Origin of the sequence: Micromonospora sp. NBC_00421, assembly GCF_036017915.1 — a bacterium.
Taxonomy (GTDB): Bacteria; Actinomycetota; Actinomycetes; order Mycobacteriales; family Micromonosporaceae; genus Micromonospora.
In genome coordinates, this window is sequence record NZ_CP107929.1 from 5120704 (window position 1) to 5143281 (window position 22578).

Genomic DNA, 22578 nt, shown 5'->3' on the forward strand with positions numbered 1-22578 from the left:
GCGCGGATCGTGTCCCTGGAAGGACGCTGCGCGCAGTCAGCACATCTGGGTGATCTCCCATGACGGGCCCGAGTCGTTCGAGGAGGCCAATGCCGCCTACCGGGCTTCGGATCGCCGTAAGACGCTGGGGCTGGACCCGGGCAACTACCTCGTGGATGAGGAAACCTGGGAGGTAGAGCAGACGCTAGGAGTTCCCGCTGCCCGGGAGCAGGTGGGTTCGCCGCTCGTCGTCGGTGAGCGCGCGGAACACTCGGGTACGGGCTCGGGTGCCCAGGCCACCACGCCGACCCGCTTCTCGTGGCCGCTGAGCACGAGGGGCCGGTTGGTGCCGGCGAGGTCCCAAATCTCTACGATCATTACCAATTACTAAAAGTGCTTTTATCCTTAACAATAGTATTCATAACCCCACACTATTTGCCGCATCATCTCGGCGCGCCGTAGGCGGATCATCGATCCGGGACTCCGGCGACGGCCGACTCAGGGGGCTGTTGTCCGCAGGTCGTGCAGGTGGGACAGCGGTGCGTGCGGTGGACGCCACTCCAGCAACAGCGCCGTCGCGTCGTCGTCGAGCTGCCCCGACTGGTACGCGACCACCGCGCGCACCAGCCGGCGCATCGTCTCCGGGGTGGCCAGCTGGTCGTTGAGGGCCCGGTTGACGAAGTCGACGAGACGCGTCAACCCGAACCGTTCCCCGTCGATGCCACGCGCGTCGGTGATGCCGTCGGTGTAGGCGAGGATGCGGTCCCCAGGGTGCAGCTCCTCCTCGTACACCTCGGGGCGGTGGGTCGCGAGGTGACCCAGGCCGAGCGGGAGCGCGGTCGGGCCCGGCAGCTCCCGGATCGCCTTGCCGTCGCGCAGCAGCAGGGCACCCGGGTGGCCGGCGTTGATCATCCGGAGCCGGCCGGTGCTCCGCTCCAGCTCGACCAGGAGCGCCGTGGCGAACATGTGCGGGTGCTCGGAGCGCACCCACCTGTCGATGCTGGTCGCCGTGTCGACCAGGTCGAGGCCACAGCGGCGCGCGTTGCGGTAGGCGCTCACCACCAGGGAGGCCAGGGTGCTCGCCTTGATGCCGTGCCCGCAGGTGTCGAACAGCCCGACGCTGAGCACGTCACCGTTGAGCGCGTAGTCGAAGATGTCCCCGCCGACGTCGTAGCACGGTTCGAGGATGGTGGTGAGCACCATGTCGTCGGTGGCGAAGGTCAGCGGCGGCAGCAGGCCCCAGACGATCTCGGCGGCGACCTGCATCGGCAGCCGACGCCGCAGCCGTTCCACGACGTCGCCGTACGGTCGGCGGTTCACCACGAGTTGCGCGACACAGGTCGCCAACTCCCAGGCCGGCTCGTTCATCGCCGGGTCCCCGGCGGCCGGCGAGACGATCTCCAGCACGCCCATCCGTTCGCACCCGACGAGCAGCGGGACCCAGATCCGGTCCGGGCTGTCGGGCGCGCGCTGCACGTCGAGGCCGGTGAACGCCCGACCGGCGAGGGTCGTCTCGATCGGCAGCGCCTCGCGGTCCAGGCCGGCACCGAGCAGCGGTACGAGGCTGGCCTGCTGGTAGTCCGCCAGGTAGATCACGATCTCGGTGGCGTCGATGGCCGGCGCGGCCCGGTTCACCAGCAATGGCAGGTCGTCCGGCCCCCCGCGAGGCGCGGCGAGCTGGAGCCAACGCACCGCGTCACCCGCGTCGACCAATCTGAACCTCCCCCACGTCTCCCCCACCGTAGGAGGCGCACGGGAAACCCGCCACCACCTGATTCGAGGACACGGCGGACAGGAAGAATGACGGTGGCGGACATCTCCGTCCGCGCGTACGAAGGAGGCAGCGTCATGGTCGTCGCAGGGCTCATCCTGGCCGGCATCGCCGGCCTCATCCACGTCTACATCTTCTACCTGGAGTCCGTCGTCTGGACGACCGCCCGCGCGCGCTCGGTCTTCGGCACCAGCCGCGAGGAGGCGGAGGCGACCCGGCAGCTCGCCTTCAACCAGGGCTTCTACAACCTCTTCCTGGCGATCACGATCGTCGTCGGCATCATCGCCTACGCCGTCGGCGCGCACACCGTCGGCGCGACCCTGGTCTTCGTCGGCGCCGGTTCGATGGTCGCCGCCGGTCTGGTGCTGCTGATCTCGGCACCGGCGAAGGCGAGCGCCGCGCTCAAGCAGCTCGTCCCCCCACTCCTGGCCGTCGTCGCCCTGGCGATCGGGCTCAGCCTCGGCTGAGCCCGATCGGTCACGACCCGGCACGGGAGCCCGGTCAGGGGCGGTAGCGGTAGCCCATCCCCGGCTCGGTGATCAGGTGCCGGGGCCGGGCCGGGTCGTCCTCCAGCTTGCGCCGCAACTGGGCCAGGTACTGCCGCAGGTAGTTGGTCTCGTGCTGGTATTCCGGCCCCCACACCTCGTGCAGGAGCTGGCGCTGGCTGATCAGCTTCCCGGGGTGGCGCAGCAGCCGCTCCAGCACCGCCCACTGGGTGGGGGTGAGCCGGACCTCGACACCGTCGTCGCGGGTGACGACGCGGGCGGCGAGATCGACGGTGTGCCGGCCCACCCGGGCCTCGGCGGCGGCGTCGACCGGCGCGCTGGTGAGCCGACGGGTGACGGCGCGGATCCGGGCGAGGAGTTCGTCGACCCCGAACGGCTTGGTGACGTAGTCGTCGGCACCGGCGTCGAGGGCGGCGACCTTGTCCGCGCTGCCGGCCCGGCCGGAGAGCACGATGATCGGGATCGTGGTCCAGCCGCGCAGGCCCCGGATGACCTCGACGCCGTCGAGGTCGGGCAGCCCGAGGTCGAGCACCACCAGGTCCGGCGGGTGGCTGGCGGCGGCCTTCAGCGCGGCGGTGCCGGTCCCGGCGACCTCGACGTCGTACCCCCGGGCACGCAGGTTGATCCGGAGTGCGCGGAGGATCTGGGGTTCGTCGTCGACGACCAGGATGCGGGTCACCGGTCCGGCCTCTCGTCGGCGGCAGGCAGCCGCAGCACCATGGTCAGTCCTCCGCCGGGGGTGGTCTCCGGGGTGATGCTGCCACCCATCGCCTCGGTCAGCCCCCGGGACAGCGCCAGCCCCAGCCCCACCCCGGTCTGGTTGTCCCGGTCGCCGAGCCGCTGGAACGGCAGGAAGACGTGCTCCCAGCGGTCCTCGGGGATGCCGGGGCCGGTGTCGATGACCCGCAGCTCCACCTGCCCGGCGTGGGCGCTGGCGGTGAGCGTGGGCGGCTGCCCGGGTGGGCTGTGCCGCAGGGCGTTGGCGACGATGTTGACAAGCACCCGTTCCAGCAGGCCCGGGTCGGCGTCGACCGCCGGCAGGTCGGCGGGGATGTCGGTCCGCACGTCGGCGGCGGCCGGCCCCAGCTCGTCCAGGGCCAGCGGTACGGCGTCCTCCAGGCCGATCGCGGTGCGGGTGACGCCCAGCGCGCCGGCCTGCAACCGGCTCATGTCGAGCAGGTTCGCCACCAGCCGACCGAGCCGGTCCAGTGACTCGTCGGCGGTGGCGAGCAACTCGGCCCGGTCCTCGGGGTCGAAGTCGACGTCCGGGCTGCGCAGGCTGCTCACCGCGGCCTTCGCCGACGCCAGCGGCGTACGCAGGTCGTGGCTGACCGCGGCGAGCAACGCGGTGCGCAACCGGTCGGCCTCGGCGAGCGGCCGGGCGGTGGCCGCCTCCTCGGCGAGCCGTTCCTGGCGCAGCGCGACGGCGGCCTGGGCGGCGAACGCCTCGACGATGCGCCGGTCGGCGGCCTCCAGCCGACGGCCGCTGAGCACCACGGTCAGCCGGTCGTCGACAGGTACCGTGGTCTCCCCCGCGCCGGGGCTGCCCGCCGGGTCCGCGCCGACGCTGGCGACCAGACGCCAGGCACCTTCTTCGTGGGCCCGGCCGGGCCGCCCCTGGGCGTCGGGGGCGAGCTCCAGGACGCTGACCGCGCGCAGCGCGAAGGTCTCCCGCAGCCGGGCGAGCAGCGCCGGCAGCGGCCGTTCACCGCGCAGCACGCTGCCGGCGACGGTGGCCAGGGTCTGCGCGTCGGCGGCGGCACGGGCGGCCTCCCGGGTACGCCGGGCCGCCACGTCCACCACCCAGCTCACCGCGACCGCCACCCCGACGAAGACGCCCAGTGCGAGGAGGTTGTCCGCCTCGGCGATGGTCAGCGTGCGGTACGGCGGGGTGAAGAACCAGTTCAGCAGCAGTGATCCGCCGAGCGCGGCGACCAACGCGGGCCACAGCCCGCCGACCAGCGCCACCCCGACCACCCCGGCCAGGAAGATCAGGATGTCGTTGGTCAGGGTCAGGTCCGGCAGCGTCGACAGCAGCAGGGTGAGCAGCGGCAGGCCAAGCCCGGCGAGGGCGAACCCGAGCAGTCGACGCCGTCGGGACAGCGCGGCCGGCACCCCGGCCCCGCGCCGGCCCCGCCCGGCCTGCGGGTGGGTGACCAGGTGCACGTCGATCGCCCCGGAGCGGGCGGTGGTGGTGACGCCGACGCCCCGGGCGAGCAGTTGGGCGAACCGACCGCGCCGACTCGCCCCGAGCACCAGTTGGGTGGCGTTGACCCCCCGGGCGAAGTCGAGCAGGGCGGCCGGGACGTCCCCGCCGAGCACCTGGTGGTAGCTGCCGCCGAGGCTCTCCACCAGGACCCGCTGCCGGGCGAGCTGGGCCGGGTCCGCCCCGGCCAACCCGTCGTTGCGGGCCACGTGCACGGCGAGCAGGTCGGCCCCCTTGCTCCGGGCGGCGATCCGGGCGGCCCGGCGGATCAGCGTCTCCCCCTCCGGGCCGCCGGTGAGGGCGACGACGACCCGTTCCCGGGCCTCCCAGGTGGCAGAGATGCCCTGCTGGGCCCGGTACCGGTCGAGCTGGTCGTCGACCTTGTCGGCCAGCCAGAGCAGGGCCAGCTCGCGCAGCGCGGTGAGGTTGCCGACCCGGAAGTAGTTGCCCAGCGCCGCGTCGATCCGGTCCGGCCGGTAGATGTTCCCGTGCGCCATCCGCCGGCGCAGCGCCTCCGGGGTCATGTCGACCAGTTCGACCTGCCCGGCGGCGCGGACGACGGCGTCCGGGACGGTCTCCCGCTGGGTGGTGCCGGTGATCCGGGCGACCACGTCGTTGATCGACTCCAGGTGCTGGATGTTGACCGTCGACAGCACCGAGATGCCCGCGTCGAGCAGTTCCTGGACGTCCTGCCAGCGCTTCTCGTGCCGGGAGCCGGGCACGTTGGTGTGCGCCAGTTCGTCGACCACGACGAGGTCCGGGCGGCGGGCCAGCACGGCGTCGAGGTCCAGCTCGGTGAACTCGACGCCCCGGTGGCGCAACGTGCGGCGGGGCAGCACCGTCAGGTCGCCGATCATCGCGGCGGTGTGCGGCCGGCCGTGCGTCTCCACCAGGCCGACCAGCACGTCGGTGCCCCGCCCGGCCCGCCGCCGGGCCTCCTCCAACATGGCGTACGTCTTGCCGACGCCGGGGGCGGCGCCCAGGTAGATGCGCAGTTCACCTCGGGGCACGGGACCATCCTCTCGCTGTGCGCACCCTCCCCGGGCCACGACTGCCGGGCCGGCACCCGACCTGTCGGGCGCGGACGGGGTGCGTTGTCGGTCGTCAGCGGGCGGGGAAACTCCGGTCGAGGGCCAGGTTCAGTTCCAGCACGTTCACCGTGGGGGCACCCAGGAAGCCGAGCGTCCGGCCGGTGGTGTGCTCCCGGACCAGCCGCCGGACCACCGCCGGGTCCGCGCCGCGCTCCCGCGCCACCCGGGCCACCTGGATCTCGGCGTACGCCGGGCTGATGTGCGGGTCGAGGCCGCTGCCGCTGGCGGTGACCGCGTCAGCGGGGACGGCGGGGTGTTCCGGGGCGTCCCCCCGGACCGGGGTCACCAGCCCACCGGCCGCCCGGTAGTCCTCCCCGGGCTTCGCCAACTCCACAGGCACCCCCTGCCAGGAGGAGACGAAGGGGGTGGCCGGGGCGGTCTGGTTGACGCTTACCACCCGGGTGACCCGGCCGGTCAGCCCGTCGGCGCGGAACACGGCCAGCACCGCCCCCACCCCGTCCGGCGTGCAGTACGGCCGCCGCCCGTCGACGCCGTCCAGGGCACCGACCGCCCGGCTGCGCGCGCAGACCTGGCTGAGCAGGCTCCGGTTCGAGTCCTGTGGGTCGGCGGCGAGGGTGTCCACCACGCTCTCCGGGCCGAGGTTCGAGGCGGCGGAGGCGGTCGGGTCGTAGCCGTCGCCGGCCGCCGACGGGCGGGACTGGAAGTAACGCGGGACGGGGTTGCCGTCGGCGTCGGTGAAGGACTGCCCGATCAGGGCGCTGCCGACGGTGCGGCCGTTGACGGTCAGCAGCGACCCGGCGGCCCGGCCGTCGAGGCCGGGGAGCCGACCGACGGCGACCAGGGTGAGGGGGTAGGCCACCCCGAGCAGCACGGTGAACACGAGCAGGGCGCGCAGCGCGGCGAGGTGGGCGGCGAGCCAGGCGGGTGGGCGCATCACGAGACCCCCGGAACGAACTGGATGAGCAGGTCGATGAGCTTGATGCCGACGAACGGCGCGACGATGCCGCCGAGGCCGTAGACCAGCAGGTTGCGGCCGAGCAGCGCGGACGCCGCAGCCGGCCGGTAACGCACCCCGCGCAGGGCCAGCGGTACGAGCGCGATGATCACCAGCGCGTTGAAGATCACCGCCGCGAGGATCGCCGACTCGGGGCTGCCCAGCCGCATCACGTTGAACCGGTCCAGGCCCGGATAGATGCCGGCGAACATGGCCGGGATGATCGCGAAGTACTTCGCCACGTCGTTGGCGATGCTGAAGGTGGTCAGCGCGCCCCTGGTGATCAGCAACTGCTTGCCGATCTGCACGATCTCGATCAACTTGGTCGGGTCGGAGTCCAGGTCGACCATGTTGCCGGCCTCCTTCGCCGCCGACGTGCCGGTGTTCATCGCGACCCCGACGTCGGCCTGGGCCAGCGCCGGGGCGTCGTTGGTGCCGTCCCCGGTCATCGCGACCAGCCGACCACCCTCCTGCTCCCGGCGGATCAGGGCGAGCTTGTCCTCCGGGGTCGCCTCGGCGAGGAAGTCGTCCACCCCGGCCTCGTCGGCGATCGCCTTCGCGGTACGCGGGTTGTCACCGGTGACCATCACCGTCCGGATGCCCATCCGGCGCAGCTCGGCGAACCGCTCCCGCATCCCGGCCTTCACCACGTCCTTGAGATGGATGACGCCGAGCGCGCGGGCCGGCTCCCCGTCGACGTGTTCGGCCACCACCAACGGGGTGCCACCGAGCCCGCTGATCTCGTCGACCACCTGGCCGACCTGCTCGTCGGGGTGGCCGCCGTGCTCCCGTACCCAGGTCAGCACCGCCGTCGCCGCACCCTTGCGGACCCGGCGGGGCGGTGCGGCCCGCGGGGTCAGGTCGACGCCGCTCATCCGGGTCTGGGCGGTGAACGGCACGAAGACGGCGTACGGCAGCAGCCCTGGCTCCTCCGCGCGCAGGTCGAACTCCCGCGTGGCCAGCACGACCACCGACCGACCCTCGGGGGTCTCGTCGGCGAGGCTGGACAGCTGCGCGGCGGCGGCCAGGTCGGCGGCGGTGACCCCCTCGGCCGGCAGGAACGCGGCGGCCTGCCGGTTGCCCAGGGTGATCGTGCCGGTCTTGTCCAGCAGCAGCGTGTCGACGTCCCCCGCCGCCTCCACCGCCCGACCGCTCATCGCCAGCACGTTGCGCTGCACGAGCCGGTCCATGCCGGCGATGCCGATCGCCGACAGCAGCGCCCCGATGGTGGTCGGGATCAGGCAGACCAGCAGGGACACCAGCACCACCCCCGTCACCCCGTCGTCGGTGACCGCCCCGGTGTCGGGCGCGGCGGTCTGCCAACCCTTGGCGAAGATCGCCAACGGTTGGAGGGTGACCACGGCCAGCAGGAAGATCAGGGTGAGCGCGGCGAGCAGGATGTTCAACGCGATCTCGTTCGGGGTCTTCTGCCGGTCGGCCCCCTCGACCAGGGCGATCATCCGGTCGATGAAGCTCTCCCCCGGCCGCTGGGTGATCCGCACGACGATCCGGTCGGAGAGCACCCGGGTGCCGCCGGTGACGGCGCTGCGGTCACCGCCGGACTCCCGGATCACCGGCGCGGACTCACCGGTGATCGCGGACTCGTCGACGCTGGCGATGCCCTCGACGACGTCACCGTCGCCGGGAATGGTCCCGCCGGCCGCGACCAGGACGACATCCCCCTGCCTGAGTTCCGGCGCGGGCACCGCCTCGTCGGTGTAGGCGTTGGCGGGAGCGCCCGGGGCCCAGCCGACCAGGCGGGTGGCGATGGTGTCCCGCTTGGCCTGCCGCAGCGAGGCGGCCTGCGCCCGGCCCCGGCCCTCGGCGACCGCCTCGGCGAGGTTGGCGAAGAGCACGGTGAGCCAGAGCCAACCGGTGATCGCCCAGCCGAACACCGACGGGTCGGCCACCGCCAGGACGGTGGTGAAGACCGCGCCGATCTCCACGATCAGCAGCACCGGGTTGCGCCACACGGTGCGCGGGTCGAGCTTGCGCACCGCGTCGGGCAGGGAGCGGACCACCTGTCGGGGGTCCAGCAGGCCGCCACCGGCCCGGCCGCCGGTCGGTGCCCGGCCGGCGGGTGGGTCGGCCGGTCCCGGGGCGTCGGGTGGGCCGGCCTGTCCCCGGGCGTCGGGTGGGCCGGCAACCGGCGGCCGGTCGCCGCCGGGTGCCACGGACGGGACGGTCATGTCGTTCTTCCCCATGGTGGTCACCGCCCTTCGGCCAGCGGGCCGAGGGCGAGCGCGGGCAGGAAGGTGAGCGCCACCAGGATCACCGTGACGCCGACGACCAGCCCGACGAAGAGCGGGCGGTGGGTCGGCAGGGTGCCCTCGGAGGCGGGGGTGGGTGCCTGCCGGGCGAGCGAGCCGCCCAACGCGAGCACCAGGATGATCGGCAGGAACCGGCCGAGCAGCATGCACAACCCGAGCGCGGTGTTCCACCACGGGGTGTCCACGGTGATCCCGGCGAACGCCGAGCCGTTGTTGTTGCTCGCCGAGGTGAACGCGTAGAGCACCTCGGACAGGCCGTGCGGGCCGACGTTCAACGTGGTCGAGTCGTTGCCGGTGGCGAAGGCGGCGGCCGTGCCGATCAGCACCAGGGCCGGGGTGACCAGGAAGTACAGCGAGGCGAAGGTGATCTCGCGGGAACCGATCTTCTTACCCAGGTACTCCGGGGTCCGGCCGACCATCAGACCGGCGACGAACACCGTGATCACCGCGAGGACCAGCAGCCCGTACAGGCCCGCGCCGACGCCGCCGGGGGCGACCTCACCGAGCATCATGTTGCCCAGCGTCATCATCCCGCCCAGCGCGGTGTACGAGTCGTGGGCCGAGTTCACCGCGCCGGTGGAGGTCAGCGTGGTGACCGCCCCGAAGGTCGCCGAGTTCGACACGTCGAAGCGGACCTCCTTGCCCTCCAGCGCCGCGCCGACGGCCTGCGGCACGGTGCCCTGCCCCGCCAGCTCGAACACGTTGGTGAGGGTGACGCTGCCGAGCGCCAGGACGGCCATCACCGCGACGATCGCGTAGCCCTGCCGGTGCTGGCCGACCATCCGGCCGAACACCCGGGGCAGGCTGAACGGGATCAGCAGGATCAGGAACAGCTCGACCCAGTTCGTCCAGGCCGTCGGGTTCTCGAACGGGTGGGCGCTGTTGGCGTTGTAGAAACCACCGCCGTTGGTGCCCAACTCCTTGATCACCTCCTGGCTGGCCACCGGCCCACCGGTGACGGTCTGACCGCCGCCGGTCAGGGTGGTCACGTCGGTGCCGGCGGAGAGGTTCTGCACCACGCCGCCGAGCATCAGCACGAGCGCGCCGAGCACCGCCACCGGCAGCAGCACCCGCAGCGTGATCCGGACCAGGTCCACCCAGAAGTTGCCCAGTTCGCCGGTACGGCTGCGGGCGAACCCCCGGACCAGTGCCACCGCCACGGCGATGCCCACCGCGGCGGAGAGGAAGTTCTGCACCGCCAGCCCGGCCATCTGCACCAGGTGCCCCATGGTCGACTCGCCCGCGTACCACTGCCAGTTCGTGTTGGTCACGAACGACACGGCGGTGTTCCAGGCGCCGTGCGGGACCACCGGGCCGGAGCCCAGCGACAGCCACAGGTGGTCCTGCCACCGCTGGAGGGCATAGAGGAACAGCACCGAGACGGCGGAGAAGGCCAGCAGGCTGCGGGCGTACACGCCCCACGGCTGCTCGGCGGCCGGATTCACCCCGACCAGCCGGAACACCCCGCGCTCGACCCGGGAATGCCGGGTGCCGGCGACCACCCGGTACAGGTGGTCGCCGAACAGCCGGTACGCGGCGGCCAGCGCCACCACCAGGGACAGGACGAAGATGACGCCGGTCGTGGTCGTGGTCATCAGAAGCGCTCCGGGAACAGCAGCGCGACGACCATGAACACACCCAGACCGATCGCCAGCACCAGGCCGACGGCGTTGACGGCGTTCACCGCTTCTCCACGCCCCTCACCACGAGGGCGAGCGCCGCGAACAGCACCACCGTCACCAGAACGAACACCACGTCAGCCACGCGGACTCCCCCAACCGGACCGGTACGCCGTGACCGCCTCCCGGCCACGCCGGGGCAATCACAACGCGCTGTCGTCCGATGGGCAGGGTCCATAACGCGACCGTGACGGGCGGCCAGGGTTTCTTGACGCGTTCTTCACGCCGGCCAACGGGTCGGTGACGGTGGTCACCACGGTGTCGGCCCCGTCCCGTTCCGGGGGCGACCGGGTCAGCGGCGGATGGCCCGCCGGATCGACTCGGGCACCCGACGGGCCACCGCCCGGCGCAGCCGGAAGCGCAGGCTGTCCAGGTGCGGCACGACGACCGGGCGGGCACCGTCGGCCGCGCAGCGGAAGGCCACCGGGAGTACGGCGTCCTCGGTCCACCCGCAGCAGGTGACCCGGGCCTTCAGATCCCAGGTGCCCCGGCTCCGGCCTCCGTTGAGCGCGCCGACGTCGAGTCGGGCGGTACCGCTCTGGACCAGCCGAAGGGTGTCGTCGGCCGACGGGACCAGCTCGACGGTGCCGGTGACCGGCACGAAGAACTCCTCCCTGGTGTCCCGCCGCCGGGCGATGACGTCGAGCTTGGACTGCTTGATCCGGCTGGTCGCGTCCCGCAGTTCGGCCGGCACGTCGTCCACCGGCACCACCAGCAGCCGCTGCTCGCCGTCGGCGGTGAGGGTGAGCGGGCGGTCGCCGAAGCACAGCTCGGCGGAGAGGGTGACGGTCAGGGCGGCGCCGTCCCGCTCGACCTGCTGCACGGTGGGCACGGCCCGGACGGCCGCCTCCCACTGGGCGAGCCGGCGCAGGTCCGCCGTGCGGCCCTGCTCGATGAGCCGGGTGATGATCCGTTGCAGCGGGGGCAGACCGGCGGCGACGCCCGGGGCGAACCGGTCCCGGATCACCCGCTGTGCCTCGCCGACCAACTGGTCGGCCCAGTCGGCGGGCGCGTCGAGCAGCCGCCGGCCGCGTACCCGGGCCACCATCTCGTTGCGCAGCCAACGCCGGTGCAGCCGGTCCCGCAGGGGGCCGGGCTCGGTGTGCGCGTCGACGATGTCCAGCGCCTCGCGCAGGTTGACGAAGTAGCCCGCCGGCTCCAACGCGGTGGCCGTGACGTTGCCGGCGTCGACCCGTCGCTGGTGGTGGTAGCAGACGTAGTCGGCCAGCACGCAGGTGCGCCGGGACAGGAAGTAGGCCCGGGTGACCAGGACGTGGTCCTCCAGCCGCCGCTTGCCCTCCGGGAAGCGCAGGTCGTGTTCGACCAGAAGGGAGCGGCGGAACAACTTGTGCGCGGTGAGGCTGTCGATCAGGGGCGTGTTCGCCAGGGTCGCGTCGAACCGGTTACGCCGGAACAGCTCACGCGGCACCGAACGGCGGTGCCCGGCCATCTTGCCGACCACCAGGTCCGCGTCGTGCGCGGTCGCGCAGGCGTACAGGCGCTCCAGGGCTTCCTCGCCGAACCAGTCGTCGTCGTCGGCGAAGAAGACGTACTCGCCGCGGGCGTGGTCGACACCGAGGTTACGGGGCCGCGACGGCCAGCCGGAGTTGTCGATGTGCAGCACCCGGAAGTGCGGGTGGGCGGCGGCCAGCTCGTCGAGCCGGGCACCTGTCGAGTCGGTCGAACCGTCGTCGACGAACATGACCTCGAACTCGCCGGCCGGCAGCGACTGGTTCAGCAACGAGGTGACGAGTTTCTCGATGTGCGGCCCGGAGTTGTACGCCGGGACCACGACGGTCACCTTGGGAGCATTCGTACTGGCGGTCATGGCTCTTCCTGAGGCGGTCCGCGAGCCGGCGCGGGGATGCGCCCAACCGTGCGGACGGGCACCCGTAAGCGGGGCGTTCCGTCGCCGACATGGCCCGTTCAGTTTGCGGACTTTACGCGACCGCGGGCGCTGACGCAGGCCCCGAACCGGGTGATTTCTCGATCCCCGGCATGGCGGCGGTGGGCGACCCGGCCCCGCCTGGAACACCACCCTCGACAGTGGCCCGAACCACACTCCGCCCGGTGTCCCACCCAACCGGGGTCGCCCGCACGACGGCTCCGAGCCACCGCACGACGGCCTCCGAGGTGAGCAGGCGCGGCGGCTTCGACATGAGCTGCGCGGGCGAGGCGCCGACGTCGGCCGGTACGGCGGAGCGTTCCGGGTGCCCGACGGGACGAATCCCCGACAGCGGGCCCGGCATGGGAGACCGCTACGCAGGGTAAACCGAGATCATGGCACCGCTTCTCACCTCGCCGCCCCCGCCTCAGGCCACCGAGTTGCGCCGGTGGGAGCTGGCCGATCCCGCCGGCCTGCGTGCCCTCCGCGCCTCCCTGCACGAGGCCCTCACCGGTGAGCAGCTTCTCGACGGTCAGAGCTTGGACGAGGTGCCGGAGCTGATCGTCCTGGTCGCCACCGAGCTGGCCACCAATGCCCTCAAACACGGCATTCCGCCCACGGTTGTCCGGCTGCTCACCATCGACGAGTCGCTCATCCTCGACGTCGCCGACCACGACATCAGCACCATCCCCGAGTTGGCCGACACCCGACCGATGGGGGCCGGTGGCCGGGGACTCCAGATCGCCATGGCGGTCTCCCTGGAGGTCGGCTGGTACGCCACCGACCGCACCAAGAACATCTGGGCCTCCTTCCCCCGTCGCTGACCCGCCCGAACGACGACACCCGCCCGGGTGGCTCAGTTGTCGGCCGGGATCGGGTCGTCGTACTCGCCGGCGGGACCGGTGAGCAGGGCGCCGCCCACCATCGGCCAGGCGTTCGGCCGGCAGCCGTGCAGGCCGAGGGTCTGCTGCTGCATCACCGGTGCCGGCCCGCCCGCCGCCGGGCACCGTTCGTGACCCCGACCCAGCCGGTGTCCCACCTCGTGGTTCAGCACGTACGACCGGTAGGTGCCGAGGTCACCCCGGAAGTCCGGTACGCCCCGCGCCCACCGCGCCACGTTGATCACCACCCGGTCGCCGTTGCGGCAGGAGGTGTACCGGTCCGAGGTGTCCCCGCACAACTCACCCCGGGTGACCGGGGTGGTCAGCAACACGGTGAAGTCGGCCGGAGCGTCGGCACCGACCCGTTGCAGCCGCCACCGGCCGTCGGCGGTCCAGCCCCGGCGGTCGGCGAGCACCACCGCCACGTCCCGGCCGAACCGCTCCGGGTCGACGTCGTCGATGCCGCCCTCCACCGCCACCCGGTAGCGCAGCAGTTGGCCGGACCGCCCGGCGACCGCGCCCTGGGCGTTCGCCGTCCGCCAGGTGCCGGTCCCGCGCTGGGGATAGCGCAGCGGAGCCGGGGCGGGGGCGGCGGCGGATCCGAGCGGGCCGGGTGCCTCCGCCCGGGTCGGCACGGGCGGCACCGCGGCGGCGGGTGGCCGGACCGGTGCCCGCCGTACGTCGCCGACGAGAGCGCCCAGGTCGACGCCCTGCCGCTGGGCCACCACCGCACCACCAGCGGTCAACCCGGCCACCACCAGCACCGCCGTCAGGACACCCGCCGGGGTCACGCCCCGGCGTCGCCCCCGGTGCCGGCCCCGGTCGGCGGCCTCGCTCACCGTCAGGGTGCTCACCGTTCGCCTCCCCGTCCACCTGTGGTCCACTCCGGGCAGGAGTACGGGCGCGAGGCGCGTACGGATGAGTGCCCGGGGTGGGCAATCCAGGGTACGGGTACCGTTGCCGGGCAGACACTCCCGGCGATCCGGACACCACCCGGCCGTCATCCCCCAGGAAGGACCACCCGTGCCGGACGCCGACGCCCTCATCACCGCCGCGGTCACGGCGGTGCGTGGCACCGACGTACGCGACGCGGAGCGGAAGCTGGACCGGCTGGTGGTCGGCGGCGATGGTGGCCGGGGTACGGCAGGCGCCCTCGACGGCCCGGCGGCGGTGGACGCCGTGCTGCTCGGCCGGCTGGTCGCCGCCCTGGGCCGGCTCTGGCCGCGCGGCTGGCAGCCGGCCGACGTGGCCCGGATCGTGACCCGCCGACTCGGTGCGGGCCCCGGTCGGCTGGTCACCGACGCCCTCGCCGCGGACCGGGCGGCCCAGCCCGGTCCGGTGCCGCAGTGGTGGGACGACCAGTTGACCGGCCTGGACGCCCTGGTCCGCTGGGACGACGACGCCGGGTGGCTGAGTGGTTGGGCCACCCGGGAGGGTACGGACCGGATCACCGCCCTGCGTGACGCGATCGAGGTGCTGGCACTGCTGGCCGGCCTGCCGCCGGTCGCGGTGCTCCGCCCTCCGCCCGGCAGCCCCAACGGCACGGCCGCGACCGGGCCGACCGGGTCCCGGGTGCTCGACCGGGTACGGGCGTTGCTGGCCAAGGCGGAGTCCACCACCTTCCCGGCCGAGGCGGAGGCGTTCACCGGTAAGGCCCAGGAGCTGATCGCCCGGCACAGCCTGGAACGGGCGCTGGTCGAGGCGACCGCCGCCGACCCCGGCCGGGCCGGTGGAATCCGGATCGGCACCGACGCTCCGTACCCGGGCGCGAAGGCGCTGCTGGTGCAGGAGGTGGCGGCGGCGAACCGGTGCGAGTCGGTCTGGTCGGACGATCTCGGTTTCGCCACAGTGCTCGGCTTCCCCGCCGATCTGGAGGCGGTCGAGCTGCTGCACACCTCACTGCTGGTGCAGGCCACCGCCGCGATGCTGCGTGGACGCCGGGAACGTCAGGGTGGCGGTCGACGCACCAAGGCGTACGACGAGGCTTTCCTGCACGCCTTCGCCCGACGGATCGGCGAGCGGCTGCGGGCCGCGACCGACGAGGCGAACCGGCAGGCGACGGAGGCCGCCGGGCCGGATCGGCTGCTGCCGGTGCTCGCCGCCCGCTCCGGTGCGGTACGGGAGCGGATGGACACCCTCTTCCCCGGCGTCACCCGGGCCCGGCTGACCGTGCGGGACGCCGAGGGCTGGCAGTCCGGCACCTCCGCCGCCGACCGTGCCTCGCTCGCCGGCGCCACCCCGCCGGCCCGGCCGCTCCCCGGCCGACGCTGACCCGGGTGGGCGGAACGGCCGGGGTCCGGCTCACCGGTCGACGCTGACCCGGGGTGAACGGACCGGCCGGGGTCCGGCTCAGACGTGACAGTCGCGGGTGAGCCGGGGCGGGATGTCGACGAAGTCGGTGCCCATCCAGGTTGCCGGGCTCTTGGCCGCCGCACCCTTGTCGATCTTCGCGGCGGTCTCGTCGACCAGCTTCCTGATCCGGGCGTCCTGGGCCTTTCGGGACTGCGCGCGGACGTCGTCGGCGAGCCGGCTCAGCCGCCCCTTGAGCTTGCCGTTGAGCTGCTCCGGGGTGAGTTCCTCGCGGGTGGCCTCGGTCGAGTCGGCGACGATCTGCCGGCTGCCGTCGATGATCAACTGATCGACGGCACGACAGACCTGCGCGGTGTTCGCGGCACTGCCCGCGGTCGGGGTGGCATCGGCGGTGGCCGTCACCGTGTCGGGCGTGGACTCCACGGTGGGGGTCCCGGTGGCACCGGCCGACGGGCCGGGTGCGGCATCGGTGTCGGCCCCACCGTCCGAGCAGCCGGTGGCGAGGACGGTCAAGACGGCGAGGGTGAGCGCGGTGGCGGAGCTACGGTGCATCGACTTCCCCGTTTCGATGTGTCGGCGTTACCACGGACACGATGCCGCACGGCCCGGGTCGGCCGACGCCTCACCCCCGGCACGCCGCACGCCGGGCCGACGAGTGTCGGTCCGGCGTGCCGGGCTGGAGCGGTTCAGCTCTTGAAAGCGTCCTTGACCTTCTCGGCGGCCTGCTTGAGGCTGGACTTGGCCTGGTCGTTGCGACCCTCGGCCTCCAGGCGCTCGTTGTCGGTCGCCCGGCCGACGCCTTCCTTGACCTTGCCGGCAGTGTTCTCGGTCGTGTTTTCGATCTTGTCGTCGAATCCCATGAGAGCCTCCCGTATAAGCATTTCTTCCAACGCCCCTCAACTACCCCCACCCCCCGAACCCAAAACACCCCACCCACCGCTCCAGCGGGTCGATCAAGAGGTTTGCGTCACCCGTGAGTCGGCGGATGACGCAAACCTCTTGATCAACGCGGTTGTCCGGGGTGGGGGGTGGCGGGCGGGAAGCGGCGGAGGCGGAGGCTGTTGGCGACCACGAAGACCGAGGAGAAGGCCATCGCCGCGCCGGCGATCATCGGGTTGAGCAGGCCGGCGGCGGCCAGTGGCAGCGCTGCCACGTTGTAGGCGAACGCCCAGAACAGGTTGCCCTTGATCACGGCGAGGGTGCGCCGGGAGAGCCGGATCGCGTCCACTGCGGCGGTCAGGTCGCCCCGGACCAGGGTCAGGTCGGACGCCTCGATCGCCACGTCGGTGCCGGTGCCCATGGCCAACCCCAGGTCGGCCTGGGCCAGGGCGGCGGCGTCGTTGATCCCGTCACCGACCATGGCGACCGTACGGCCCTGTGCCTGGAGCCGGCGGACCACGTCGACCTTGTCGACCGGCAGCACCTCGGCGGTCACCTGGTCGATGCCCACCTCGGCGGCGACCGCCCGCGCGACTGTGGCGTTGTCCCCGGTGAGCAGCACCGGAGTGAGGCCCAGGGCACGCAGGCCGGCGATCGCCGCCCGGCTGGTGGGCCGGACCACGTCGGCGACCGCGAGGACGCCCCGGGCCCGCCCGGACCAACCCGCCACCACCGCCGTACGGCCGGCGGCCTCCGCCTCGGCCACCGCCCGGACCACCTCCTCCGGTACGTCAAGACCCCGCTCGCGGAGCATTCCCGGCCGCCCGACGACGAGGTCGTGGCCGTCGACGGTGCCGGTCACGCCCAACCCCTCGGTGGCGGCGAACCCGGTGACCGACGGCAGTTCACCGGCCTCGGCCGCGCCGGCCGCGACGGCCCGCGCGATCGGATGCTCCGAGCCGGCCTCCACCGCCCCGGCGAGCCGGAGCAGTTCGGCCTGGTCCTGCCCGTCGGCGGGGCGGACGTCGACCAGGGTCATCCGGCCGGTGGTGACCGTGCCGGTCTTGTCCAGCACCACCGTGTCGACCTGGCGGGTGGACTCCAGCACCTCCGGCCCCTTGATCAGGATGCCGAGCTGGGCCCCCCGCCCGGTGCCGACCAGCAGCGCGGTCGGGGTGGCCAGACCGAGGGCACACGGGCAGGCGATGATCAGCACGGCCACCGCGGCGGTGAAGGCGGCGGTCGGACCGGCACCGGTGCCCAGCCACCAGCCCAGCGTGCCGACGGCCAACGCGATCACGATCGGCACGAACACCCCGGAGATCCGGTCGGCCAACCGCTGCACCGCTGCCTTGCCGGTCTGTGCCGCCTCCACCAGTTTCGCCATCTGGGCGAGCTGGGTGTCCGCACCGACCCGGGTGGCGGTGACGACCAGCCGGCCGCCCGCGTTGACGGTGGCGCCGGCCACCAGGTCGCCCGGTCCGACCTCGACCGGCACCGACTCGCCGGTGAGCATGCTGGCGTCGACCGCCGAGGTGCCCTCCTCGACCCGCCCGTCAGTGGCGATCTTCTCGCCCGGTCGGACCACGAACCGGTCGCCCACGACGAGCTGGTCGACCGGGATCCGGGCCTCCGTGCCGCCCCGCAGCACCGCGACGTCGCGCGCGCCGAGTTCCAGCAGGGCGCGCAGGGCCGCCCCGGCGGTCCGCTTGGACCGGGCCTCGAAGTAGCGACCGGCCAGGAGGAACAGGGTCACCCCGGCGGCGGCCTCCAGGTAGATGTTGCCGGCCCCGTCGGTGCGGGTGACGTCCAGGCGGAACGGGTGGGTCATCCCGGGCATCCCGGCGTCGCCGAGGAAGAGCGCCCAGAGCGACCAGCCGAACGCGGCGAGGGTGCCGAGCGAGACCAGGGTGTCCATGGTCGCCGCGCCGTGCCGCAGGTTGGTCCAGGCGGCCCGGTGGAACGGCAGCCCGCCGTACGCCACCACCGGGGCGGCCAGGGTCAGCGACAGCCACTGCCAGTAGGTGAACTGCCAGGCCGGCACCATCGCCAACACGATCACCGGCACGGTCAGCACGGCCGACACCCGCAGCCGGGTACGCAGGGCGGTCAGCTCGTCCACCGACCCACCGGCCGGTTCCGCCCCGGCGGGGGTGGGCGGCGGCGGCACGACTGCGGTGTAGCCGGTCTTCTCGACGGTGGCGATCAGGTCGCCCGGGGTGATCTCGTCGGCGTACCGGACGGTGGCCTTCTCGGTGGCGTAGTTGACGGTCGCCTCCACGCCGTCCATCCGGTTGAGCTTCTTCTCGATCCGGGCGGCGCAGGACGCGCAGGTCATCCCGCCGATGGTGAGTTCGATCAGGTGGGGGGCGGTGGGCAGGTCGTTCGCGGTCGGGGTCATCGCGGCACCTCCGGTCGACCGTGGGGGTGACCTGCCCCGCCGGTGACGGTCCCGGTCGGCGTCGGGTCGGGGCCGGGGGCAGGGGCGTCGGTGGGGCGGGTGGGATCCGGGGTGTGCGCCGGGTCGTGGCGGGTCTCGGCGGGCGGGCGTACGGGGCCGGTCAGCTGACCGGCCCCGTACGCCGCGCCGAACACCACCGCGAGACCGAGGGCGAAGCCACCCAGCCTGGTCGCCGTGTTCATCGGTTGCCCCGGCCCCCGGCGGGCCGGTGGCCCGTCACGCCTCGACGAGGTCGTAGCCGGCCTCGTCGACGGCGGCGCGCACGGCCTCGGTGTCGAGCGGACGGTCGCTGGTGACGGCGACCCGGCCGGAGGAGAGGTCCACCTGGACGTCGGTGACGCCGTCGAGCGCGCCCACCTCGCCGCTCACCGCGTTGACGCAGTGCCCGCAGGTCATGCCGTTCACCTGGTAGTTCGTGATCATCGAATGTTCCCCTCCCACTCTTCGAACATACCCCCTAGGGGTACCTTTCCCGGCGACCGTAGCATACCCCCCAGGGGTACGCTATCGTGGTGGTCATGACCACACCGAGTACCCCGGTCCGGGGCTACACCACCAGCAAGGACCAGCTGCTGGCCCGGCTGCGCCGGGTGGAGGGCCAGGTCCGGGGCATCGAGAAGATGGTCGACGACGACCGGTACTGCATCGACGTGCTCACCCAGATCTCCGCCGTGCAGGCCGCCCTGGACAAGGTCGCCCTCGGCCTGCTCGACGGCCACGCCCGGCACTGCATGCACGAGGGGGCCGCCGAGGGCCGGGCCGACGAGATGGCCGCCGAGATGATGGCCGCCGTCGGTCGCCTGATGAAGCGCGGCTGACCCACCTCCGGTGCGGACCGGGGGGCATCCCGTCTGCGAAGCACCCGCACCGTGACGAGCCGGAGCCCTGCCGGCAGGGTCGACCACGCCGGTCGGCCGGGACGCTGGCTACCATCGTCCGACGACGACCCGCCGCCCGTGGGATGAACCGGTTGGCCAACTGACACGTATCCCGTCCCGGATCGTTGGGAGGACTCGCACACATGGGCGCCGACCACACCCGTCCCGCTCCGTCCACCCCGCCCGGGGTGCGGCGGATCCTCGTCATGACCGTGGTGCCGCTCATCGTCGTCACGGTGATCGCCACGCTGGCGCTCTGGCCGGGTGACACCCCGCAGATCGACCAGGGGGATCAGGTCCCCCGCCACCACGGCACGGTGACCCGGGTGGTGACCGAGGCCTGCCCGCCCGCCCCGCAGACCCCCGACGGCCCGTCCGGGGCGGCAGCCGGTCCGTGCGGCACGGTGACGGTCTCCGTCGAGCAGGGGCCGGACAGCGGGAAGCAGGTCGAGACGCCGATCCCGTCCGGCCCCGGCGCACCGACGGTGGCCGTCGGTGACCGGGTGGTGCTCGTCGCGTTGGCCGACCCGACCGATCCCTCGACGAGCAGTTACCACATCGCCGAGCACCAGCGGGGTACGCCGCTGCTCTGGCTGGTCGCCCTGTTCGCGGCGGCGATCGTGGCGTTCGGCCGGCTGCGCGGGCTGGCCGCGCTGGCCGGTCTGGGCGCCAGCTTCGCCATCCTGTTGACCTTCGTGGTGCCGGGCATCTCCGCCGGGGGCGCGCCGCTGCCGATCGCGATCACCGGCGCCGCGCTGATCATGTTCGTGGTGCTGTACCTGACCCACGGGATCACCGCGCAGACCTCGGTGGCGGTGCTCGGCACGCTGGGCAGCCTGGTGCTGACCGGCGTGCTGGGCACGCTGGCCACCGCCGCCACCCACCTGACCGGGTACGGCAGCGAGGAGGCCACCACGCTGTCGATGTACCAGCGTGACGTGGACCTGCACGGCCTGCTGCTGGCCGGGATCATCATCGGTTCCCTCGGCGTGCTGGACGACGTGACGGTCACCCAGTCGGCCACCGTCACCGAGCTGGCGCACGCCAATCCGGGGTTGTCCCGGTTGCAGCTCTACCGGGCGGCGACCCGGGTCGGCCGGGCGCACATCGCCTCCACGGTCAACACGATCGTGCTGGCCTACGCGGGAGCCTCGTTGCCGCTGCTGCTCCTGCTCACCGCCGACAGCCGGCCGGTGGGGCAGATCCTCACCAGCGAGTTCCTGGCCCAGGAGATCGTCCGCAGTGCGGTGGCGACCCTCGGCCTGGTGGCGGCGGTGCCGCTGACCACCGGGTTGGCCGCGCTGGTCACCACCGCCGGGCGCGGTCCCGCCGACGCCGACCCGACCGGGCCGACACCCACCCCACGCCCCGCGCCCGACCGCGCCGAGGCGCTGGCGGCGCTGAGCGCGCCCCGGCACGGCGAACCGTCCACCCCGGCCCCCACCCGGTGGCCGGACCCGGAAAGGAGCACGGACTCGGCATGGTGACACTCCGCTGCGTAACCGGAGGCGAGGTCGCAGTTGTCGGCCGCGTCACTGGTCACGCCCGGTTATCGGAAAAATACACATTTTGTCGAGTTGTGACCGTAGATCCCCGGTACGACTCTCGGGTAACCTCGCTGCCGGTCACCGCCGAAGGCGCCCACCGGTGCCAGCGGGGCCACCGCCCAATCGCCGTACGGCGAGCCGGGGAACCGAGCACCTGGGGTGAATCCGCGCCAGCGGTAGGGGCCACTTCCGTCCCGAACCCGTCAGCTAACCCGGTCGGCGGTCGACGGAAGGGAAAACTGTGACGGCACCCCTACGCCGCTGGATGACTCCGGCAGTGGCCGTACTCGCCGCCCTGGCGATCGTCGCCGGTCCGGCAGCCGCCCCCGCGGCAGCCGCCCTCAACGCGCCCACCCCCTCCGGGCACGAGGAGGACGAGGAGCCGAAGCTGCTCACCGACGTCATCGAGGCCACCAACCGGGATTACTCGGCGGCGAAGAACCGGCTGGAGAAGTCCAAGAAGCGCCAACTCGAGTACGCCATCGAGGTGGAGAAGGCCGAGCAGGAGCTGGCGGCGCTGGCCCCGCAGGTAAACGAGATCGCCGCCCAGTCGTACCGGACGGGTCGGGTCGGCGCGGTCGCCGCGCTGCTGGAGAGCGACGCCCCGGACACCTTCGTCCGGCGGGCCGCCGCCCTGGACGAGCTGAACATGGTCAACGCCGGCAAGCTGGCCGAGGTCAACGAGGCCAGGACCCGGGCCGAGAACGCCAAGCTCGCCGTCGACGCCGAAGTGCGTGAGCAGCAGAAGCAGACCAACCTGATGGCCAAGAAGAAGACCGAGGCCGACAAGGCGCTGGCCCTGGTCGGCGGCCGGGGCTTCACCGGTGGCCTGGTCAACGCCACCTCGCCGGTGGCCCGCGTCGCCCCGGGCCAGACCTCCGACGGCGAGTGGCGCGGCGAGTCGTGCAGCGAGAACGACCCGACCACGTCGGGCTGCATCACGCCGCGCACGCTGCACATGTACAAGGAGGTCAAGCGGGCCGGCTTCAGCCGGTTCGTCGGCTGCTACCGCCCGGGTGGGCCGTGGGAGCACCCCAAGGGCAAGGCGTGCGACTGGTCGTTGCAGAACAGCGGCTTCAGCCCCTGGCACAACAACGACACCCGGATGTACGGCAACAACCTCGCCGCATTCCTGATCCGCAACGCGGACCGGCTGGGCATCTACTACGTGATCTGGAACCGGCAGATCTGGTTCCCGGCCAACGGCTGGAGCTCGTACTCCGGACCGTCCAACCACACCGACCACGTACACGTGTCACTGCTGTAGCAGTTCATGATCG

The 22578-nt window shown here is 72.8% G+C and carries 20 protein-coding genes and 1 riboswitch; of the genes, 6 read left to right on the forward strand and 14 right to left on the reverse strand.

Features of this window, described 5'->3' with window-relative positions; translation table 11 throughout:
• Positions 1-477: 477 nt before the first annotated feature.
• Positions 478-1692 carry a PP2C family protein-serine/threonine phosphatase gene (locus OHQ87_RS21595; protein WP_328340547.1) on the reverse strand — a complete coding sequence of 405 codons (1215 nt, stop codon included), beginning with the start codon at positions 1690-1692 and terminating at the stop codon, positions 478-480.
• 93 nt (positions 1693-1785) lie between these two features.
• Here OHQ87_RS21595 and OHQ87_RS21600 point away from each other — a divergent pair, with 93 nt between their 5' ends.
• On the forward strand, positions 1786-2217 hold the full coding sequence (locus OHQ87_RS21600) for a DUF1304 domain-containing protein (RefSeq protein WP_328340548.1): 432 nt from the start codon (positions 1786-1788) through the stop codon (positions 2215-2217).
• Between the two features lie 34 nt (positions 2218-2251).
• Here the strand turns inward: OHQ87_RS21600 and OHQ87_RS21605 are convergent, their stop codons facing one another.
• From OHQ87_RS21605 to OHQ87_RS21635, 7 genes are all read right to left on the reverse strand, one after another.
• Positions 2252-2935: a response regulator gene (locus OHQ87_RS21605; RefSeq protein ID WP_328340549.1), complete on the reverse strand. Its 684-nt coding sequence runs from the start codon at positions 2933-2935 to the stop codon at positions 2252-2254.
• Complete coding sequence (locus OHQ87_RS21610; protein WP_328340551.1) at positions 2932-5472, reverse strand: DUF4118 domain-containing protein; 2541 nt, start codon at positions 5470-5472, stop codon at positions 2932-2934. Before OHQ87_RS21610 ends, OHQ87_RS21605 begins: the two co-directional genes overlap by 4 nt.
• 94 nt (positions 5473-5566) lie before the next feature.
• The gene (locus tag OHQ87_RS21615) at positions 5567-6448 is read right to left on the reverse strand and encodes a potassium-transporting ATPase subunit C (protein ID WP_328340552.1); all 882 of its coding nucleotides are present in this window, start codon (positions 6446-6448) and stop codon (positions 5567-5569) included.
• Complete coding sequence (gene kdpB / locus OHQ87_RS21620) at positions 6448-8697, reverse strand: potassium-transporting ATPase subunit KdpB (protein ID WP_328340554.1); 2250 nt, start codon at positions 8695-8697, stop codon at positions 6448-6450. The genes OHQ87_RS21615 and kdpB overlap by 1 nt, the downstream gene beginning before the upstream one ends.
• A 20-nt stretch (positions 8698-8717) precedes the next feature.
• On the reverse strand, positions 8718-10373 hold the full coding sequence (gene kdpA, locus OHQ87_RS21625) for a potassium-transporting ATPase subunit KdpA (RefSeq protein ID WP_328340556.1): 1656 nt from the start codon (positions 10371-10373) through the stop codon (positions 8718-8720).
• Positions 10373-10462 carry a K(+)-transporting ATPase subunit F gene (kdpF, locus tag OHQ87_RS21630; protein WP_067312053.1) on the reverse strand — a complete coding sequence of 30 codons (90 nt, stop codon included), beginning with the start codon at positions 10460-10462 and terminating at the stop codon, positions 10373-10375. The genes kdpA and kdpF overlap by 1 nt, the downstream gene beginning before the upstream one ends.
• A gap of 287 nt (positions 10463-10749) precedes the next feature.
• Positions 10750-12285, reverse strand: coding sequence for a glycosyltransferase family A protein (locus OHQ87_RS21635; RefSeq protein WP_328340562.1), 1536 nt, complete (start codon positions 12283-12285; stop codon positions 10750-10752).
• A 452-nt stretch (positions 12286-12737) separates the two neighbouring features.
• Between OHQ87_RS21635 and OHQ87_RS21640 the strand changes: the two genes are divergently transcribed.
• Entirely contained in the window at positions 12738-13166 is a 429-nt protein-coding gene (locus OHQ87_RS21640) for an ATP-binding protein (protein WP_328340564.1), read from the forward strand.
• 32 nt (positions 13167-13198) lie between these two features.
• Here the strand turns inward: OHQ87_RS21640 and OHQ87_RS21645 are convergent, their stop codons facing one another.
• Positions 13199-14077 (reverse strand): DUF3152 domain-containing protein, encoded by an 879-nt coding sequence (locus OHQ87_RS21645; protein ID WP_328340566.1) that lies wholly within the window; start codon positions 14075-14077, stop codon positions 13199-13201.
• Positions 14078-14246: 169 nt separating this feature from the next.
• On the opposite strand from OHQ87_RS21645, the gene OHQ87_RS21650 reads away from it, so the two are divergent.
• Positions 14247-15494, forward strand: coding sequence for a DUF2786 domain-containing protein (locus OHQ87_RS21650; protein ID WP_328340568.1), 1248 nt, complete (start codon positions 14247-14249; stop codon positions 15492-15494).
• A 78-nt stretch (positions 15495-15572) separates the two neighbouring features.
• Here OHQ87_RS21650 and OHQ87_RS21655 read toward each other — a convergent pair whose 3' ends face one another.
• From OHQ87_RS21655 to OHQ87_RS21675, 5 genes are all read right to left on the reverse strand, one after another.
• Positions 15573-16085, reverse strand: a complete 513-nt coding sequence (locus OHQ87_RS21655) for a hypothetical protein (RefSeq protein ID WP_328340570.1) — start codon at positions 16083-16085, stop codon at positions 15573-15575.
• Positions 16086-16219: 134 nt separating this feature from the next.
• On the reverse strand, positions 16220-16393 hold the full coding sequence (locus OHQ87_RS21660) for a CsbD family protein (protein WP_328340572.1): 174 nt from the start codon (positions 16391-16393) through the stop codon (positions 16220-16222).
• Positions 16394-16536: 143 nt separating this feature from the next.
• Positions 16537-18813: a heavy metal translocating P-type ATPase gene (locus OHQ87_RS21665; protein WP_328340574.1), complete on the reverse strand. Its 2277-nt coding sequence runs from the start codon at positions 18811-18813 to the stop codon at positions 16537-16539.
• On the reverse strand, positions 18810-19055 hold the full coding sequence (locus tag OHQ87_RS21670; RefSeq protein WP_328340576.1) for a hypothetical protein: 246 nt from the start codon (positions 19053-19055) through the stop codon (positions 18810-18812). Before OHQ87_RS21670 ends, OHQ87_RS21665 begins: the two co-directional genes overlap by 4 nt.
• 34 nt (positions 19056-19089) lie before the next feature.
• Positions 19090-19296 (reverse strand): heavy-metal-associated domain-containing protein, encoded by a 207-nt coding sequence (locus tag OHQ87_RS21675; protein WP_328340578.1) that lies wholly within the window; start codon positions 19294-19296, stop codon positions 19090-19092.
• Between the two features lie 95 nt (positions 19297-19391).
• Here OHQ87_RS21675 and OHQ87_RS21680 point away from each other — a divergent pair, with 95 nt between their 5' ends.
• From OHQ87_RS21680 to OHQ87_RS21690, 3 genes are all read left to right on the forward strand, one after another.
• On the forward strand, positions 19392-19691 hold the full coding sequence (locus OHQ87_RS21680; RefSeq protein ID WP_328340580.1) for a metal-sensitive transcriptional regulator: 300 nt from the start codon (positions 19392-19394) through the stop codon (positions 19689-19691).
• A gap of 203 nt (positions 19692-19894) precedes the next feature.
• The gene (locus OHQ87_RS21685) at positions 19895-21238 is read left to right on the forward strand and encodes a YibE/F family protein (RefSeq protein ID WP_328340582.1); all 1344 of its coding nucleotides are present in this window, start codon (positions 19895-19897) and stop codon (positions 21236-21238) included.
• A 166-nt stretch (positions 21239-21404) separates the two neighbouring features.
• A riboswitch (cyclic di-AMP (ydaO/yuaA leader) is annotated at positions 21405-21536 on the forward strand.
• A 3-nt stretch (positions 21537-21539) separates the two neighbouring features.
• The gene (locus OHQ87_RS21690; protein ID WP_328340584.1) at positions 21540-22565 is read left to right on the forward strand and encodes a coiled-coil domain-containing protein; all 1026 of its coding nucleotides are present in this window, start codon (positions 21540-21542) and stop codon (positions 22563-22565) included.
• Positions 22566-22578 lie beyond the last annotated feature (13 nt).

Coding starts and splice junctions, on each gene's coding strand:
- OHQ87_RS21615 (WP_328340552.1), bottom strand. CDS start 6,448: ATGCGCCCACCCGCCTGGCTCGCCGCCCACCTCGCCGCGCTGCGCGCC.
- kdpB (WP_328340554.1), bottom strand. CDS start 8,697: ATGACCGTCCCGTCCGTGGCACCCGGCGGCGACCGGCCGCCGGTTGCC.
- kdpA (WP_328340556.1), bottom strand. CDS start 10,373: ATGACCACGACCACGACCGGCGTCATCTTCGTCCTGTCCCTGGTGGTG.
- OHQ87_RS21635 (WP_328340562.1), bottom strand. CDS start 12,285: ATGACCGCCAGTACGAATGCTCCCAAGGTGACCGTCGTGGTCCCGGCG.
- OHQ87_RS21640 (WP_328340564.1), top strand. CDS start 12,738: ATGGCACCGCTTCTCACCTCGCCGCCCCCGCCTCAGGCCACCGAGTTG.
- OHQ87_RS21655 (WP_328340570.1), bottom strand. CDS start 16,085: ATGCACCGTAGCTCCGCCACCGCGCTCACCCTCGCCGTCTTGACCGTC.
- OHQ87_RS21660 (WP_328340572.1), bottom strand. CDS start 16,393: ATGGGATTCGACGACAAGATCGAAAACACGACCGAGAACACTGCCGGC.
- OHQ87_RS21665 (WP_328340574.1), bottom strand. CDS start 18,813: ATGACCCCGACCGCGAACGACCTGCCCACCGCCCCCCACCTGATCGAA.
- OHQ87_RS21670 (WP_328340576.1), bottom strand. CDS start 19,055: ATGAACACGGCGACCAGGCTGGGTGGCTTCGCCCTCGGTCTCGCGGTG.
- OHQ87_RS21675 (WP_328340578.1), bottom strand. CDS start 19,296: ATGATCACGAACTACCAGGTGAACGGCATGACCTGCGGGCACTGCGTC.
- OHQ87_RS21680 (WP_328340580.1), top strand. CDS start 19,392: ATGACCACACCGAGTACCCCGGTCCGGGGCTACACCACCAGCAAGGAC.
- OHQ87_RS21685 (WP_328340582.1), top strand. CDS start 19,895: ATGGGCGCCGACCACACCCGTCCCGCTCCGTCCACCCCGCCCGGGGTG.